Source organism: Natrinema amylolyticum (assembly GCF_020515625.1).
GTDB lineage: Archaea > Halobacteriota > Halobacteria > Halobacteriales > Natrialbaceae > Natrinema > Natrinema amylolyticum.
In genome coordinates this window covers 245,117-260,314 of record NZ_JAIWPJ010000004.1, presented here as the reverse complement: position 1 = coordinate 260,314, position 15,198 = coordinate 245,117, and the positions used below count along the sequence as shown (strand labels likewise).

Genomic DNA, 15,198 nt, shown 5'->3' with positions numbered 1-15,198 from the left:
ACGACTGGCTACTGCTCGCTTTCGGGTCCGGTCTCGCGTTACTCGATGAGAGATTCGATGTCGTCCTCGAGTTGACTGTACAGTCGTTCGGCCTTCTGCTCCTCTTTGGGTGCGAGCGATCGAATCGGTGCTCGGACGTTGCCCCCGTTGAGGCCGGCGAGTTCGAGTCCCTTTTTGACCGCCGAGACGCTGATCGCGCCCTCGATCTCGTTGTCCTGACCGGTCTCGTCCCGGAAGTTCTGGTACGGCAGGCAGATGTTCCGGAGTCGGCTGGCACGCTCCCAGTCGCCCTCGGAGAGCGCGTCGAACAGTTCGAGCCCGATTTCCGGTCGGAAGTTACTGACGCCCGCGGAGAAGCCCTCTGCGCCCTCGGCCCAGAACGAAACGGCGTACGGTTCCGCGAGGCCGTCGACCCAGACGACGTCGTCGTCGCTGGCCTCGACGGCCGCCCCGAGCTTGACCGGGTCCTTCAGCGCGTACTTGACCCCGACGACGCCCTCGACGCGGGAAAGGCCGACGAGGTAGTCGACGGACGGATCGAAGCCGCGGACGTAGGGGACGAGTGGCGTCTCCGTCACCGAGGAGAGGTCACGATAGTACTCCAGTAGTCCCTGTTCGTGGAGATAGGTGTGGTCCGGCGGCATGATCATCATCGCGTCGACGTCGATGCGATCGTACGCTTGAATCAATTCCTGTGCGTCCCGGGTGCTGCCGCCGACGCCCGCGAGGACGCACGCGTCCGACGGGAGCGCGTCGACGCTCGTCTCGGCCACGTCGACGCGCTCGCTCGCCGACAGCGAGTGATATTCGCTGATGTTCGCGGTCGCTAAGAACGTCCGAATCCCTTCGTCGTACAGCTCTCGGGCGTTCTCAGCGATCTTCTCGTGTTCGATCTCGAGGTCGTCATCGAATGGCGTCAACAGACCGACAGCAACGCCACGGAGGCGGCTCCGTACCTGCTTGGCTGGCAATGACATAATAAATAGATGTATCGCGGAGAGTATAAATCCATCGCTTAAAATTGGCCCGTGCAGTATATACCAGATAGAGACGCGATAAGGAGCAGAGCAGTGTCCGCAACCGGGTCGCAGTCCTGCCGACGCCGGTCACGGCCATGAGATACCGCTGCACTCTTCGAAGACACAGCGCACATTTGCCTCGAATCGTAAACGCGAGCGAACCCGTCTTCAGCGTGGGATGGGCAGCAGTGTCGCTATAGTGGGATTTCGGGGTGGAGAACGCCTGCGACAACGTCGAGGTCGGCAGATGAACTGCTTCAGCGAGACGACAAGTCCCTCGGCGCAGTAGAAACGAGGAATCGAAATTGCCGTCTCGAGACGGAACAATCGAATCGAGCGACCGAGCGACCGATGCCGAACGGTGTCGGCGTGGAACCGAATGGCGAATCGATCGCCAAAAAGAATCGACATCGAAACGAGTGTTTGGGACGGATCGTCGACGGGTTAGTAGTTCATGTAGACCGTCTTCGTCGACGTGAAGAAGTCCAGTCCAGCGTCGCCCTGCTCGCGATAGGTGTCCGTCGAGGACTGTTTATAGCCGCCGAAGGGAACGTGCAGTTCGAGCCCGGTCGTCTTCTCGTTGACCTTCGCGACGCCCGACTCGACGTTCTCGGCGAACTGGTTGGCCTCGGTGAGGTCCTGCGTGACGATACTCGCCGAGAGGCCGTAGTCGATGTCGTTGGCGACCTCGAGGCCCTCCTCGAAGCTGCTAACCTTCAGCACCGACAGCACCGGCCCGAAGACTTCTTCTTGGGCGATGCGCATGTCGTTTTCCACGTCGGCGAAGACCGTCGGCTCGATGTAGTGGCCGTCGGCGTACTCGTCGTCGGTGAGCGCGTTGCCGCCGGCGACTAGGGTCGCGCCTTCGTCTTCGGCGATGTCAATGTACTCGAGGCTTCCCTTGAGTTCGCTCTCCGTCACGTGGGGGCCCATGTCCGGATCATCGACACCTGGCCCGACCTTGAGGTTCTCGGCGTAATCGGCGATGGCATCGACGAACTCGTCGTAGACGTCCTCATGGACGATCGCGCGGGAGGCCGCGGTACAGGACTGGCCCGTGGTTCCGAACGCGCCGGCGCCGACGATGTCGACCGCCTCGTCGACGTCCGCGCTGGGCATCACGACCGTCGGGTTCTTGCCGCCCATCTCACACTGGACGCGTTTGAGGTCGTCCGCGGCGGCTTGTGCGACGGCGGTCCCGACCTGCGTGCTCCCGGTAAAGGAGACGGCGTCGACGCCCTCGTGGTCGGTCAGCACGCCGCCGACCTCGCTCCCGGAGCCGGTGACGTAGTTCGCGACGCCGTCGGGCAGTCCCGCTTCGTCGAGCGCCTCGAGCAGCTTCGAGGCGACGGTCGGCGCCGCCGAGGCGGGCTTGAGGACGGCCGTGTTGCCGGCCGCCAGCGCGGGTGCCAGCTTCCAGGCCGGGATCGCGATGGGATAGTTCCACGGCGTGATCAGCGCGACGGTGCCGAGCGGCTCGTGTTTGGTGTAGAGGTTCTTGTCTTCGCCGCTAGGTGACTTGACGGTGCCGCCGAGGTCGCTGGCCTTCTGTGCGTAGTAGTAGAAGATGTCGATCGCGCGCTGAACCTCGCCACCGGCCTCGCTGAGCGTCTTCCCTTCCTCCCGAACCAGTGTCTCGGTCAGTTCGTCCTTCTGGTCCTCGAGGATCTGCGCCGTTTCCTTGAGGATCGCGCCGCGGGACGGGCCGGGCGTCGACGCCCACTCGTCCTCAGCGGCGACTGCGGCCTCAACTGCTTCTTCAGCGTCTTCGGAGGTCGACGACTGAAACTTGCCGACGACCTCGGTCGTGTTTGCGGGATTTAGTACTTCGAACGTGTCTCCGGAACGCGATTCGACCCATTCTCCATCGACATAGTTTCGGTGCGCTGTTGGCATTCGGACTAGTCGTTTTGCTGTTCTCTTTACGAAGGTTTCTTTCCCGGCAATACTACCAGACCGGTGACGGCGGTCTCGCCGGCACGGATTCGTGATAATGTGCGTGTATGCCTGCACGAAATTGAGGACGGGTCCGTCTGGCAACTCTCTCCGACAGGCAGTCACGAGAGAAACGGGAGACTGGACTCGTCGATCGAGAGGTTCGCGATTGAGTTGCCGTACTGGTCACAGGCGAGTAGTCCTCCCGTCGAGAGTGGACGCAATGTTTCGGATGTCATCGGACACGCGTTGGTTCTCGTGGCCGATGCCCTTGAGACGGCCTGTCGCCGCAGTAACTGTGACGACAGCGTCGTTATTGTGGCTCCTATTGAAGATGTGTACCCACTGACCAGGCAGATGGATGTACTCGAATCGACCTAATATTGATTAGATTTATATCCCTCCGCTGTTTCGGGTTGACTATGTCTGGCAAACAGACTTCTGGGAAGGAGAGCCGTTTGAGTAATATGACGCGGCGTCAAGCCGTCAAGATGGGTATTGGTGCATCTGGACTAGCAACTCTTGCTGGGTGTATGGGTGGGGATGGTAGCAGTGGCGGAACTACCATCACGATGGCAAGTGTGATGGAAGAGGGAACTTCGCTGGTTTACGCGGGCAAACAGTTCAAAGACCGCATCGAAGAGGAATCGGACGGAGATATCACCGTCGAGTTCTCCTACGGCGGTTCGTACGGGTCAGAAACCGAAACGTTCGATCTGATGAACCAGGGGGCAGTTGACATGTATACCGGCGGGTCAGACGCTTACGACATGCACGCACCCGAGTACTACTTCTTCAACTCGCCGTACGTCCTCGATAGTTTCGAGCACCAGCAGCGGATCATGCAGTCGGACCAGTTTCAGGAAGAAGTATACCCGGCCCTTGAGGAAGCAGGGATAAAGGTCGCTGGTCCTCGAGTCTACAGAGGGATGCGTCATTACACGTCGAACGAGCCAGTTCGCACTCCTGAGGACGTTCAAGGGATGGATCTCCGGCTTCCGAGTCATGATTCATGGGTGAAAGCGTGGGAAGCCGTCGGTGCGAGTCCATCACCTGTCTCACTCGACGAACTCTATTCAGGCCTTCAGCAGGGCGTTGTTGAAGCTTCTGAAGGTCCACCAGCCCAAATCGCCTCGCTTAGCCTCTGGGAAGTGCAGGACTACTACAGTAAAACGAGCCATCTCCCGCAGAGTGGACAGATGTACGTTAGTACCAGTTTCTATGAGGGACTGGATCAGTCTCAGCAGGATATGATCGACGAGATTGTCACTGAAGTTTCCGAAGAGGCAACGCAGTGGGCCCGTGACTCGGAAGAAGAACTACTTACTCAGGCCAGCGAAAACGGCATGGAAATCATCGAAGATGTCGATTCAGAGGCGTTCTATGAGGCAGCCGCTCCTGCTATCGAACAGTTATTCGAAGAGACGTATGCCGGTTCGTGGGAGGACTGGCGTAACATCTGAGTAAAGTAACGTAGTCTCACTGAATCGGTGCTATTATATTATCGCGATCATTACTATTGAACATGGATATCGACCAATCACTGGGATTGAAAAGAGATACATGGTACGATTGGATCGTATTAAATGTAGCCACATTTATTTTTATTATGATGTTGGTTTTGACAGTATTTCAGATAATCGTCCGTGTACTCAATCTCCCGGTCAGCGGGGGCGCATGGTGGACGGAACCGCTCGCACGATATTTGCTCATAGTCGGGACATACGGTGGGGCTGCAGTTGCCTCCAGAAACGGCGAACATATCAAGATGACAATCGTCTCTACCCAGCTCGAAAAACGATCTCCGGTGATCGGATCAATCGTCGATATCCTTGCGCAGGTCTTGACGATTGTCTTCCTAATCATGTTGGGGTATGCCGGCTTTCGTGCGTCGCTTCAGAACTGGGATACGCCTATGATGGCTGTAGGTCAGGTACACCAGGGATGGATATACGGATCAATAACGGTATTCATCGGGATGATGGTGTTCTACGAACTAATCAATCTGCGCTCTCTGCTAACGAGAACCAATTTCAGTCAACAACTCATGAACAAAGAAAACCGCGCGAACAAGGAGGGAGAATAAGATGGAGCTATTACTGATCGGACTCATCTTCCTCGGCGGACTGCTGGTCCTCTATGCGCTCGGCATGCCCGTCGCGGTCGCGATCGGATCAGCATGTGTCCTTATCATGCTCTCCCCGTTTGGTCCACCCCTTAATTTCGGCTTGATGTCAAATCAGTTGATGCACGGCCTGAACTCGTTTACGTTACTCGCAGTTCCGTTCTATCTCATGTTAGGTCGATTGATGAATAGGACGGATATGACCTCCGAGGTCTTCGACTTCGCGAACGCGGTATTCGGCCGGGTCAGAGGCGGAATTGCGCAGGTCAATATCGGCGCAAGCGTCATCTTCTCCGGGATGTCCGGATTGGCGGTCGCTGACGCTGCAGGGCTCGGCCGGGTCGAGTACAACGCGATGCGCGATCAAGGATACGATAAAAAGACGGCAATCGGTGTCACTGGCGCGTCCTCGATCATCGGACCAATCATTCCGCCGAGTGTGCCGATCATTCTCTACGGCGTGTTAGCGGAAGAGTCCATTGGGGCGCTATTCCTCGCCGGAATTGTACCCGGACTGCTACTTGCGGTTGTCCTTTCCGTCTTCACGTATCTCGTCGTCCGGTGGAAAGGATACGGGAAGGGCGAGGCCGTCGGACTCCGGTCGATCGGTCAAGAGTTCATCAACGCTCTCCCTGCGCTAGTGATCCCTGTATTCATCGTCGGCGGTATTCTCTCGGGGATGTTCACCGCGACGGAGGCTGGCGCAGTCGCAGTCCTCTACGCAATCGGACTGGGCTTCTATCAGGGTTCTCTCACCGGAGGGATACTGCTTGAGGAATTCCGAGACGGGATGGTTGAGACGTTCTCTATTCTGTTCATCATCTCTCTCGCTATGCTCTACGGTCTTGTCGCGCTGCAGCTCCGAATTCCAATATTGTTAGCTGACGCCATTACAGGATTTACGACGGATCCGACAGTGGCAATCCTGATCTTCGTTCCGCTGTTCATGCTCATCGGGACGTTCATGAGCATCACTGCGACGATCATGATCATGGTTCCGATCCTCATGCCGATCATTGGGACACTCGGAATCGATCCGATCCACTTCGGGATCGTGATGATCCTCTCACTCATGACCGGCGTCGTGACGCCGCCGCTGGGATCGGTCCTTTTCGTTCTGGAAAAGGTGACCGATGCTTCGCTCGAAACTGTCATGCGCGCGATGGTCTTGTTCTACATTCCATTACTAGTCGTTATCTTGATTGTCGCCCTCGTGCCTGAAGTTTCGCTCTACGTCCCGAACAACTACTTCTTCTGATCTAGTTTCCCGTTTTCGTACGTTCATCACAGCAGATAACCTCCGGTATATAACGGCTTAGTGCTCCGAGAACTACGTAAACAGTTGCTGATTAGACTCAGCCGAAATATCCGAGATATCGTCTGAAGAGACCTCATCGAGAATTACCTCCTGCTACTAACCGTTCGATTTCTAGAAATTAGCCGGTCTCTCAGCAGTGGCAAAGCGTTCAATTTGCGCTAAAGTCACAGACGTATTCAACCGACTATGGGAGAAGATAGCGGTTGACAAGTGTGCAAGCACGCAGCGACTCACTGGTTGCTCAGTCACTGCTATATCGCGGAGAGTGAAGCGAACGATGCAGTAATCTTTCAGTGTCTTTCTGTGCAGGACTCGTAGATCTGATGCCGGGCAAATCGACATATACGCTGGAATCAAATATGGGCGTAGTTGGTCTGTAATACGTAATTTTGGTCGAACTACTGAGTAGAGACCGCTTCAGATCTATTCTCAAGTAGATTTAGACGGTCGAAGCGCGGAGATCGTCTACGTGGTCTCACAACTGCATCCAAATAGCGTCTCACCGCAGGCTGGGTTTTATATATCTTCACAATAGTACAGATAGTATGGATACAGTGCTTGTTGCCCAAACAGGCGATGAACCGGATCAAAAATTACTCCGTACAGCAAAGCGACACGTTACCGGAACGGATACCGAGATTATATTTTGCAGGATAATAGATGAGAAAAAAATACAGAATAACGTTCAACGGCAGGCAAACTCGGAGAGGCAAATCGAAAGCATCGACGAAATGGAGCAAATCGCAAAGACCGAAGCGAAAGATATTGCGCGCGATGCGTTCGGTGACGATGTCCCATATAGAACAATCGGTCTCGTTGGGACAATTCCAGAGGGCCTCATCCAAGTAGCTGAGGAAGAAAAGTGCGCCCAGATCTTCATTAGCGGAAAGAAGCGCTCCCCGGCCGGAAAAGCAGTTTTCGGCGATGTGGCCCAATCCGTTATCCTCCAATTCGATGGACCGGTTACTGTAACGACGATATAATCATAACATAGTATCATTGGTCGAACGTCATGAACCAGTTCCAGAAGATATCGATCTCTGAAGCAGAGTCTAACTATAATGATTTTCGCACAAATAGGGGATGGATAGCAGAGTTTATGCTTCTACGCGGCGGATAAACAGATGGCGCAATCAAGTGTGGTGAACTACCAGACTACGAGTCGGCCACCGCATAGCTTCAGAGTTGCCTGAGGGACTATTGCGCCACCTGTCGTAGCTCTTCGAAAACGTAGCCCGTATTGCTGTCCCATAGCAAGCGGGTATACCTAGCTTTCTGAACTCTCCAATATATAAATATCTACCATTTTCAATATAAAATATAAACAATAATTACTTATTATTGCACCAAGTTCGCGGTCGCTGCAGTCTTCGTAACAGTTTAGTCATCTCGAGATAGGTATAACGTATGAGCCAGAACAGTAGTGCTGATGTCCGCGTTGGCGTTCGGACACGATCCCTTTCAGAACCCCGATTACGGTATATTCGTCAACTGGGTGCAACGGATATTTTCGTAGATCACGCCGATACGGAGGAGGAACCCGACGAATTCAACGACCGTGATGGAACTGATACGATTGCAGTCGGTCCAAACCAGATTCCGTCCGTTTCGGAACTTATGGCCGCTCGAGAGCGGATCGAGGACGCGGGGCTGTCCTTCACGGGTATTCAATCACTCCCGTATTCGATGTACGGTGACATCATGTTCGGCCGTGACGGTGCGGACGAGGCGCTCGATCAGATTACGACCCTAATTCGAAATCTCGGAGAGGCTGGCATCCCAATCTTGGGATATCAGTGGAACCCCCGCAGCGTCGTTCCGATGCGTACTTCCCCTGTTGAAGACCGGGGTGGCGCCGAATCTACTGCCTTCGATTACGATGAACTGGACAACCCGAACGAGCTCGCACCCAGTATCGACCGTGAGTATACCGAGGACGAATTTTGGGACAACTATAAGTACTTCCTCGAGACCGTTCTTCCGGTAGCCGAGGAGGCAGGTGTCGATCTGGCACTCCACCCGGTCGATCCGCCGAGTCTCGAATCGCTCGGAGGCATTCCGCGCCTGTTCCGCAATGTAGAGAACTTCGAAAAGGGCATGGAACTCGTCCCAAGCGACAATCACGGATTGAAGCTCTGTCTGGGCTGTTTCTCACAGATGGGTGAGGATGTTACCGAGGTCATCCGTCGATTCGGCGAGCGCGACCAGATTGTCTTTATCCACTTCCGTGATGTCGTCGGCACGATGCCGAAGTTCCACGAGACGTTCGTCGATAAGGGCAACTTCGATACCGCTGACGCGGTAAGAGTGCTCCACGATGTCGGTTTCGAAGGGCCAGTCATTCCCGACCACGTACCAAAGATGGTGGGTGATGACGACTGGCGACACCGAGGACGCGGATTTACCATCGGATATCTCCGCGGTGTCGTCGATACGGTCCGTACGGAACCGACGCAGACAACGCCAGCGCCCGAGGCCGAGTAAGTCTATTCCCTGTCCCTGTTCCTAAATTCCGCCTCCCATCTGCGAAGAAGCGCTGTGGGTGGCAAACATATACTTTCTCTTGCAACATCTTCGCTCTGGATTCGCCATCTGCTGATGTTTATTCATTAGATATAGATAAAATGACCATGTATAGTAATTAAATTATATCATATTCAACCACTGATCCATATCCAGGCCATTTTCAGCTACTTTAGTTCCCCCTTCCCGAATTTTACATCTATATGTATGTGTGAGGGGGTTGTAAATCACATACATATGAGTGTAAGGAATGGGCCTTTCGGTCGAGAGAGAGCAAATCAAATTTTTAGCCGCCTCGGTACTGCACCCCTAAAACAGCCATATTTGGGACTCACAGTGGTGTTTGTATGCGGGGAATACTAAATTCGTTCTTGGAGGGGAAGTCGGTACCGTTGGGATGATCGCCTAAAGAGCGGTCACGGCCGGAAAGCGATTGATAGTGAGTGGCTTTCCCACCTGATCCGGAAGTCGTCACGAATGGCGATGTTAAACGACCGGATTTCTTCACTCGAAAGCCGATGGATTCAACGAGAAGGGGTTCCCCTCTGAGGAACAAGCTTATGTGGGAGAAACCTACTACGTTTCAGTATGGCAAATACCCCCGACGAACGCACCGGACGCCGGATCCAATCAGTCGAGATTGCCTTTACTGTTCTCGACGCCGTACGGAAGAACGACCGGCCCAGCGTAACCGAACTCGCCGACGAACTCGGCCACTCGAAGAGCACGATCCACAGCCACCTCCAGACCCTCGAGAGCGAGGAGATCATCGTCCGCGAAGACAACGGCTACCGGCTGAGCTTGCAGGTACTGGATATGGCCAATGACGTCCGCAATCAGGTTGCTAACTACGACGTGATCGTCGACGCCGTCGACGAATTGGCGGACGAAACAAAAGAGATCGCGCAGTTCGGGATCGAGGAACACGGACACGTGTCGTATCTCTACAAAGCAATGGGAAACCAAGCCGTCGAGACGGCCTCGCGCGCCGGCGGGAAGCAACCGATGTACTCGACCTCGCTCGGAAAGGCCATCCTCGCATTTCTCCCGGTTGACAGACAGAAGGAAATTATCAGTGAGGCGACGTTCGAACGAAGAGGGCCGAAAACGATCACGGATCAGGCCAGTCTTTACGAGGAACTCGAGGAGACTGCCGAGCGGAGGTACGCGATCGACGACGAGGAAAATATCGAGGGGCTCCGCTGTGTCGCTGCGCCCGTTCGAAACGGAACATCAGTGGTTGGCGCCGTCAGCGTCACTGGACCAGCCAGTCGGATCACGGACGACTACCTCCACGGTGAACTCGCTGAGAGCGTCAAGCGGGCGGCGAACGTCATCGAACTCAACACCAAGTTTTCATGACATCCTCTCCGTCTTGTCACTGTCTCGTCGATCCAGTTGAGGAACGAACAGGTTGTTGAGAAGAACGAGCGGACGGTGATGCCGTTACGGGTCACTGTTGACGAAACCGTTGTCGAAAGAAACGGTGAGTGGTCTTGGGTGTATACTGCAATAAATATCGAATTACAGTTGATTCTCGAAACCGAGCTATTTGGCTGGCACGACACCAATCTGGCGGCTGCATTTTCCAGAAAATCCGCGAGAGACACAATCTATCCGGGTCTGAGTTTCTCATCGATCAATTCGTCTATCGGACGGCAATCTCGAGGTTTGGACTGAGTCGTCCAGTTAACTATACGAACGAAACCCCATTGAACCGTGGTTTCACACATCGAAATGTGCGTTGGTCGCTTCCGCAACTCGTAGGTGGGCAGTCGGGCGAGCGCCCGTGAGTGGATTGAACCGCTCGCACATTACTGCATCCGTCATAGACTGCATCGAACTCCCGACGGAAAAACGCCAGTCGTGGCGGTTCAGAACTAGACAGTACCAGACAGGGAAATAAACAAACACGTTATTTATCTCTTCATGACTTATGATTCCAGTCACCACATAACGACAGACCAACCCCGATACGAACCCCGAATCGCCGACGAGACGCTCTATTTGAAGCGCGACGATCACAGCCTCGAGATCGATTCCATGAAGCACATCGTCAAGTTGGCCGGCGGGGAGACGTACACCATTGAGTACACCGACCAACAGACCGCGGCCGCGTGGCTCGACACAGACGACGAGAACGCGATCACGTTCGACGTTCGCGAGGTAGTCGGAGAACTCCCTCACACTCCGGAGTTCGCGACGAACCTCGAGAACGCACCGCTCGAGGAGACGACCGACGACGGCCATTCGAAGCGGACGTCGCTGTTCGTCGACCACTTCACCGAGATTCTGGACTCGAAGGGGAACCTCGATGCATAGGCACCACGAACAGATAGTGAAGTACCTCAGGGTCGCACCCTGCGGCTTCACCGTTTTGTCCGAGCGCCCGAAACGTGGGCAAACGGACGCAGGTGAATTTAATTCCCCTCGATCTTCTTCTCTTGAAGTCGGCTGGAAGTAACACCCGAACGTTCGGTGCGCCCGTGAGGATCGGCACCCCCCACGACCCGACAACTCCCGTCTCACCGCCTATGGCAGGTTTTGAGAGGAGTCGCAGTTCCTTTCTACTAATTATTTCATATCGGTGTTTCAAATATTTTTAAAAGTATCCTCCCTTCATAAGTATAATATATTTATATATTTCTCGGCGGGCTTCACCCTTGGGGTCGAGTCCTAAGTCACTCGCCCTGCTATACCTGTAGACTCTCCGACCGGATATCAGTCAGCCTGAGCAACGCTCACAGATAACTCTGGAGTCGGTTACGTTACAGCGCAAGCTATTCGAGTCACCGACACCGTCCACCGCTGGTACGTGTTCCTCTCTGAGGCGGACCGCTCGCGTATCAACTGACTTCGCGACATGGGGTACGCGGGGTCGGACGCAGGTCGACTCCCGTCCGTCGAACAAACACAATGCCAGACACGAGTATGTCTGGCTCGCGCACCTCGACCGTTTCCGCTATCCCGAGCGGATCATGGAAGCCAACCATACCTACGTGCAAATCGACTCTGGCACACGGATGGGAGTCTGTGAGCATCCTCAAGTCGTTCCGAGGGGAAATGGCCGGTACGATCGAAGTGATCGTTCACCGTTCGATACGGGTACACTGATCGGTGCCCTCCTGTGACTCGTTCCGGTCGACGACGCCGTTGTCGACCCTCTCGTTGCGACCCGAATATAGCCGTTTTTGGCGCTATCTTCATTGCGAACGTCCCGTCTGATCGGTGATTCATGTTATTTACTGACAGGGATGGTTCCACTAACACCGTAAATGTCGGGTTCTCTCTTGAAGTTCCTTATTACGCCCATATGTTTGTATAGGACTAGTCGCCAGTTCGTTCCGTATCCGTTCCCGTACAAATCGCTTGATCCGGCGCACTTCATTTCGATATTCAATATACAATCCCTCGGCGACGACGCCGACCTGATGGTCGACATGAACGGCAACTACCGCTCGCATCAGGCCGTCAGGTCCGCGCGGGCTATTGAGGAGTACGACGTGATCTGGATCGAGGAGCCCATGCCGCCGGAGAACGCGTCGGGCTACCGCAAACTGCGGAGCAAGATCGACGTCCCGATCGCCCTACGGACGGTTTGAGTTCAAGGAACTGATCGACGACCGGACGGTCGACATCGTCCAGCCGAACCTCGGCCGCTGTGGCGGCCTCTCGGAGGCGCGGCTGATCGCCAGCATGGCCGCGACCGAGAACATCGCCGCCAGACTCCACATCTGGAACAGCGCCGTCGGCATGGCCACCGCGGTGCAGTTCGCCGCCAGCATCTCGAACTACCCCCACACGCGCAACGTCCCCGAACCGATGCTGATCGAGTTCGATCGCAGCGAGAACCCGATGCGCAGCGAGTTGCTCGAGACACACTTCGATCCTGCCGGCGGCACCATCGACGTCCCGCAGGAGCCGGGACTGGGCATTGAACTCGATCTGGACGCGCTGGAACGCTACCGCTCCGACTGAGAGCGAGAGCGGGAACGGCATCGCCGATCACTTTCCTCGGTTCGCCTGACTACTGGGCGGGACTGTTCGGCTGTGGTACCATCTCCGGCACGGGCATGGGCGGCGTATCGAAGGTATCCGTGATCCCTCGGAGTTACATTCATCTGAACGGTGCTGTGAAGGTGGGTAAGATCCCATTCTCAACGAACGAGCGAAACGAGTGAGCGGCCGTCCCGTGCAACTACCGGGTTCGCGTCCGCTCGCGAGGTGCCGACATCGCTCGACTCGAGGTCCTCGAGTGACGACGGTTGCGAGGCCCCGTATCGAAACCATCGAGGTCGTGTTGATCGCCACGAGATCCGTTCGGGAGAGACCTGATTCGTTCTGTATCAGTCGGGACACGTTCTATCGAGATAGATCGCCTCGTCGAACGTCAGTCCATCTGATCGCACGAGGGCTTCCCGATCAGTGCGTAAACCGATTCAGTCGAGGCGACGAAATCGCCTCCTGGAACCGAGACGGACGAATCGAGCCGGCGATAGATCGATGCAGAACGGTACCGGTGTCGAACTGAACAATGATCGACTGTCCAAAAGAATCGATATCGAAACGAGTGTTTGGGACGGATCGTCGACGGGTTAGTAGTTCATGTAGACCGTCTTCGTCGACGTGAAGAAGTCCAGTCCAGCGTCGCCCTGCTCGCGATAGGTGTCCGTCGAGGACTGTTTATAGCCGCCGAAGGGAACGTGCAGTTCGAGCCCGGTCGTCTTCTCGTTGACCTTCGCGACGCCCGACTCGACGTTCTCGGCGAACTGGTTGGCCTCGGTGAGGTCCTGCGTGACGATACTCGCCGAGAGGCCGTAGTCGATGTCGTTGGCGACCTCGAGGCCCTCCTCGAAACTGCTGACCTTCAGCACCGCCAGCACCGGACCGAAGACCTCCTCCTGAGCGATGCGCATGTCGTTTTCCACGTCCGAGAAGACGGCCGGTTCGACGTAGTAACCGTCGTCGTACTCGTCGCCGGTGAGTCGCTCGCCGCCGGTCTCGAGGGTCGCGCCGTCTTCCTCCGCGGCGATCTGGACGTACTCGAGCGTGCCCTCGAGTTCGCTGTTCGTGACGTGGGGGCCCATGTCGACGTCCTCGTCGCCAGGGCCGATCTCGATCGATTCGGCGTAGTCGGTGACGCCCGCGACAAACTCGTCGTAGACGTCCTCGTGGACGATCGCTCGGGAGCAGGCGGTACAGGCCTGGCCCGTGACGCCGAACGCGCCGGCGCCGACGATGTCGACCGCCTCGTCGACGTCCGCGCTGGGCATCACGACCGTCGGGTTCTTGCCGCCCATCTCACACTGGACGCGTTTGAGGTCGTCTGCGGCGGCCTGTGCGACGGCGGTCCCGACCTGCGTGCTCCCGGTAAAGGAGACGGCGTCGACGCCCTCGTGGTCGGTCAGCACGCCGCCGACCTCGCTCCCGGAGCCGGTGACGTAGTTCGCGACGCCGTCGGGCAGTCCCGCTTCGTCGAGCGCCTCGAGCAGCTTCGAGGCGACGGTCGGCGCCGCCGAGGCGGGCTTGAGGACGGCCGTGTTGCCGGCCGCCAGCGCGGGTGCCAGCTTCCAGGCCGGAATCGCGATGGGGTAGTTCCACGGCGTGATCAGCGCGACGGTTCCGAGCGGCTCGCGCTTGGTGTAGAGCTCCGTGTCCCGGCTGCTGGAGGACTTGACGGTGCCGCCGAGGTCGCTGGCCTTCTGTGCGTAGTAGTAGAAGATGTCGATCGCACGCTGGACCTCTCCGCCGGCTTCGCCGAGCGTCTTCCCCTCCTCTCGGGTCAGCGTCTCGGTCAGTTCGTCCTTCTGGTCCTCGAGGATCTGCGCCGTCTCCTTGAGGATCGCGCCGCGGGACGGGCCGGGCGTCGACGCCCACTCGTCCTCGGCGGCGACTGCGGCCTCGACGGCCTCCTCGGCGTCCGCAGCCGAGGAGGACTGGAACTCTCCGACGACCTCGTTCGTGTTTGCAGGATTCAGTACCTCGAACGTATCTCCGGAACGCGATTCTACCCACTCACCATCGACGTAGTTACGATTCGCTGTCGGCATTCAGACTAGTTATTCCGCTGTTCTCCATACGAAGCTTTGTTTCCCGGCAATATTACCAGCGTCAGTGATGACGGTCTCGACGGCGTCTGCTCGGCGTAGCGAACCCTAACTAATTTATAGGGGTGAAGCAAACCATCATGGTAATGAGTTCCACGCAGCGAGCGAACGATCCGGAAACGACGTCCCAATTTCGAGAAACGGTTCTCGATCCGATCATCGACTCTCTCC

The 15,198-nt window shown here is 56.2% G+C and carries 10 protein-coding genes and 1 pseudogene; 8 read left to right on the top strand and 3 right to left on the bottom strand.

Annotated elements, in window-relative coordinates:
* Positions 1 to 38 precede the first annotated feature (38 nt).
* Together LDH66_RS19875 and xacF (LDH66_RS19870) are read right to left on the bottom strand one after the other, a co-directional pair.
* Positions 39 to 977, bottom strand: coding sequence for a dihydrodipicolinate synthase family protein (locus tag LDH66_RS19875; RefSeq protein WP_226482824.1), 939 nt, complete (start codon positions 975 to 977; stop codon positions 39 to 41).
* A gap of 486 nt (positions 978 to 1,463) precedes the next feature.
* A complete protein-coding gene (xacF, locus tag LDH66_RS19870) occupies positions 1,464 to 2,915 on the bottom strand; it encodes a 2,5-dioxovalerate dehydrogenase (protein ID WP_226482823.1) in 1,452 nt (483 codons plus the stop codon).
* Between the two features lie 461 nt (positions 2,916 to 3,376).
* On the opposite strand from xacF (LDH66_RS19870), the gene LDH66_RS19865 reads away from it, so the two are divergent.
* From LDH66_RS19865 to LDH66_RS19825, 8 genes and pseudogenes are all read left to right on the top strand, one after another.
* Entirely contained in the window at positions 3,377 to 4,417 is a 1,041-nt protein-coding gene (locus LDH66_RS19865) for a TRAP transporter substrate-binding protein (RefSeq protein ID WP_226482822.1), read from the top strand.
* A 62-nt stretch (positions 4,418 to 4,479) separates the two neighbouring features.
* Positions 4,480 to 5,040: a TRAP transporter small permease gene (locus LDH66_RS19860; protein ID WP_226482821.1), complete on the top strand. Its 561-nt coding sequence runs from the start codon at positions 4,480 to 4,482 to the stop codon at positions 5,038 to 5,040.
* Position 5,041: 1 nt separating this feature from the next.
* Entirely contained in the window at positions 5,042 to 6,337 is a 1,296-nt protein-coding gene (locus tag LDH66_RS19855; RefSeq protein WP_226482820.1) for a TRAP transporter large permease, read from the top strand.
* Between the two features lie 605 nt (positions 6,338 to 6,942).
* Complete coding sequence (locus LDH66_RS19850; RefSeq protein ID WP_226482819.1) at positions 6,943 to 7,380, top strand: universal stress protein; 438 nt, start codon at positions 6,943 to 6,945, stop codon at positions 7,378 to 7,380.
* A gap of 424 nt (positions 7,381 to 7,804) precedes the next feature.
* The gene (locus LDH66_RS19845) at positions 7,805 to 8,881 is read left to right on the top strand and encodes a mannonate dehydratase (RefSeq protein WP_226482818.1); all 1,077 of its coding nucleotides are present in this window, start codon (positions 7,805 to 7,807) and stop codon (positions 8,879 to 8,881) included.
* Between the two features lie 627 nt (positions 8,882 to 9,508).
* Positions 9,509 to 10,282 carry an IclR family transcriptional regulator gene (locus LDH66_RS19840; protein ID WP_226482817.1) on the top strand — a complete coding sequence of 258 codons (774 nt, stop codon included), beginning with the start codon at positions 9,509 to 9,511 and terminating at the stop codon, positions 10,280 to 10,282.
* Positions 10,283 to 10,849: 567 nt separating this feature from the next.
* Positions 10,850 to 11,242 carry a hypothetical protein gene (locus tag LDH66_RS19830; protein ID WP_226482816.1) on the top strand — a complete coding sequence of 131 codons (393 nt, stop codon included), beginning with the start codon at positions 10,850 to 10,852 and terminating at the stop codon, positions 11,240 to 11,242.
* A 1,088-nt stretch (positions 11,243 to 12,330) separates the two neighbouring features.
* Positions 12,331 to 12,898 (top strand): annotated as a pseudogene (locus LDH66_RS19825) (enolase C-terminal domain-like protein); the annotation flags it as partial.
* A 617-nt stretch (positions 12,899 to 13,515) separates the two neighbouring features.
* Here the strand turns inward: LDH66_RS19825 and xacF (LDH66_RS19820) are convergent.
* Positions 13,516 to 14,970 (bottom strand): 2,5-dioxovalerate dehydrogenase, encoded by a 1,455-nt coding sequence (gene xacF, locus LDH66_RS19820; RefSeq protein ID WP_226482815.1) that lies wholly within the window; start codon positions 14,968 to 14,970, stop codon positions 13,516 to 13,518.
* Positions 14,971 to 15,198: the final 228 nt, after the last annotated feature.

What these genes read in the sequence shown, in the direction of transcription:
- LDH66_RS19840 (WP_226482817.1), top strand. Translation starts at nt 9,509, where the DNA reads ATGGCAAATACCCCCGACGAACGCACCGGACGCCGGATCCAATCAGTC.
- LDH66_RS19845 (WP_226482818.1), top strand. Translation starts at nt 7,805, where the DNA reads ATGAGCCAGAACAGTAGTGCTGATGTCCGCGTTGGCGTTCGGACACGA.
- xacF (WP_226482823.1), bottom strand. Translation starts at nt 2,915, where the DNA reads ATGCCAACAGCGCACCGAAACTATGTCGATGGAGAATGGGTCGAATCG.
- LDH66_RS19865 (WP_226482822.1), top strand. Translation starts at nt 3,377, where the DNA reads ATGTCTGGCAAACAGACTTCTGGGAAGGAGAGCCGTTTGAGTAATATG.
- LDH66_RS19875 (WP_226482824.1), bottom strand. Translation starts at nt 977, where the DNA reads ATGTCATTGCCAGCCAAGCAGGTACGGAGCCGCCTCCGTGGCGTTGCT.
- LDH66_RS19860 (WP_226482821.1), top strand. Translation starts at nt 4,480, where the DNA reads ATGGATATCGACCAATCACTGGGATTGAAAAGAGATACATGGTACGAT.
- xacF (WP_226482815.1), bottom strand. Translation starts at nt 14,970, where the DNA reads ATGCCGACAGCGAATCGTAACTACGTCGATGGTGAGTGGGTAGAATCG.
- LDH66_RS19830 (WP_226482816.1), top strand. Translation starts at nt 10,850, where the DNA reads ATGACTTATGATTCCAGTCACCACATAACGACAGACCAACCCCGATAC.
- LDH66_RS19855 (WP_226482820.1), top strand. Translation starts at nt 5,042, where the DNA reads ATGGAGCTATTACTGATCGGACTCATCTTCCTCGGCGGACTGCTGGTC.
- LDH66_RS19850 (WP_226482819.1), top strand. Translation starts at nt 6,943, where the DNA reads ATGGATACAGTGCTTGTTGCCCAAACAGGCGATGAACCGGATCAAAAA.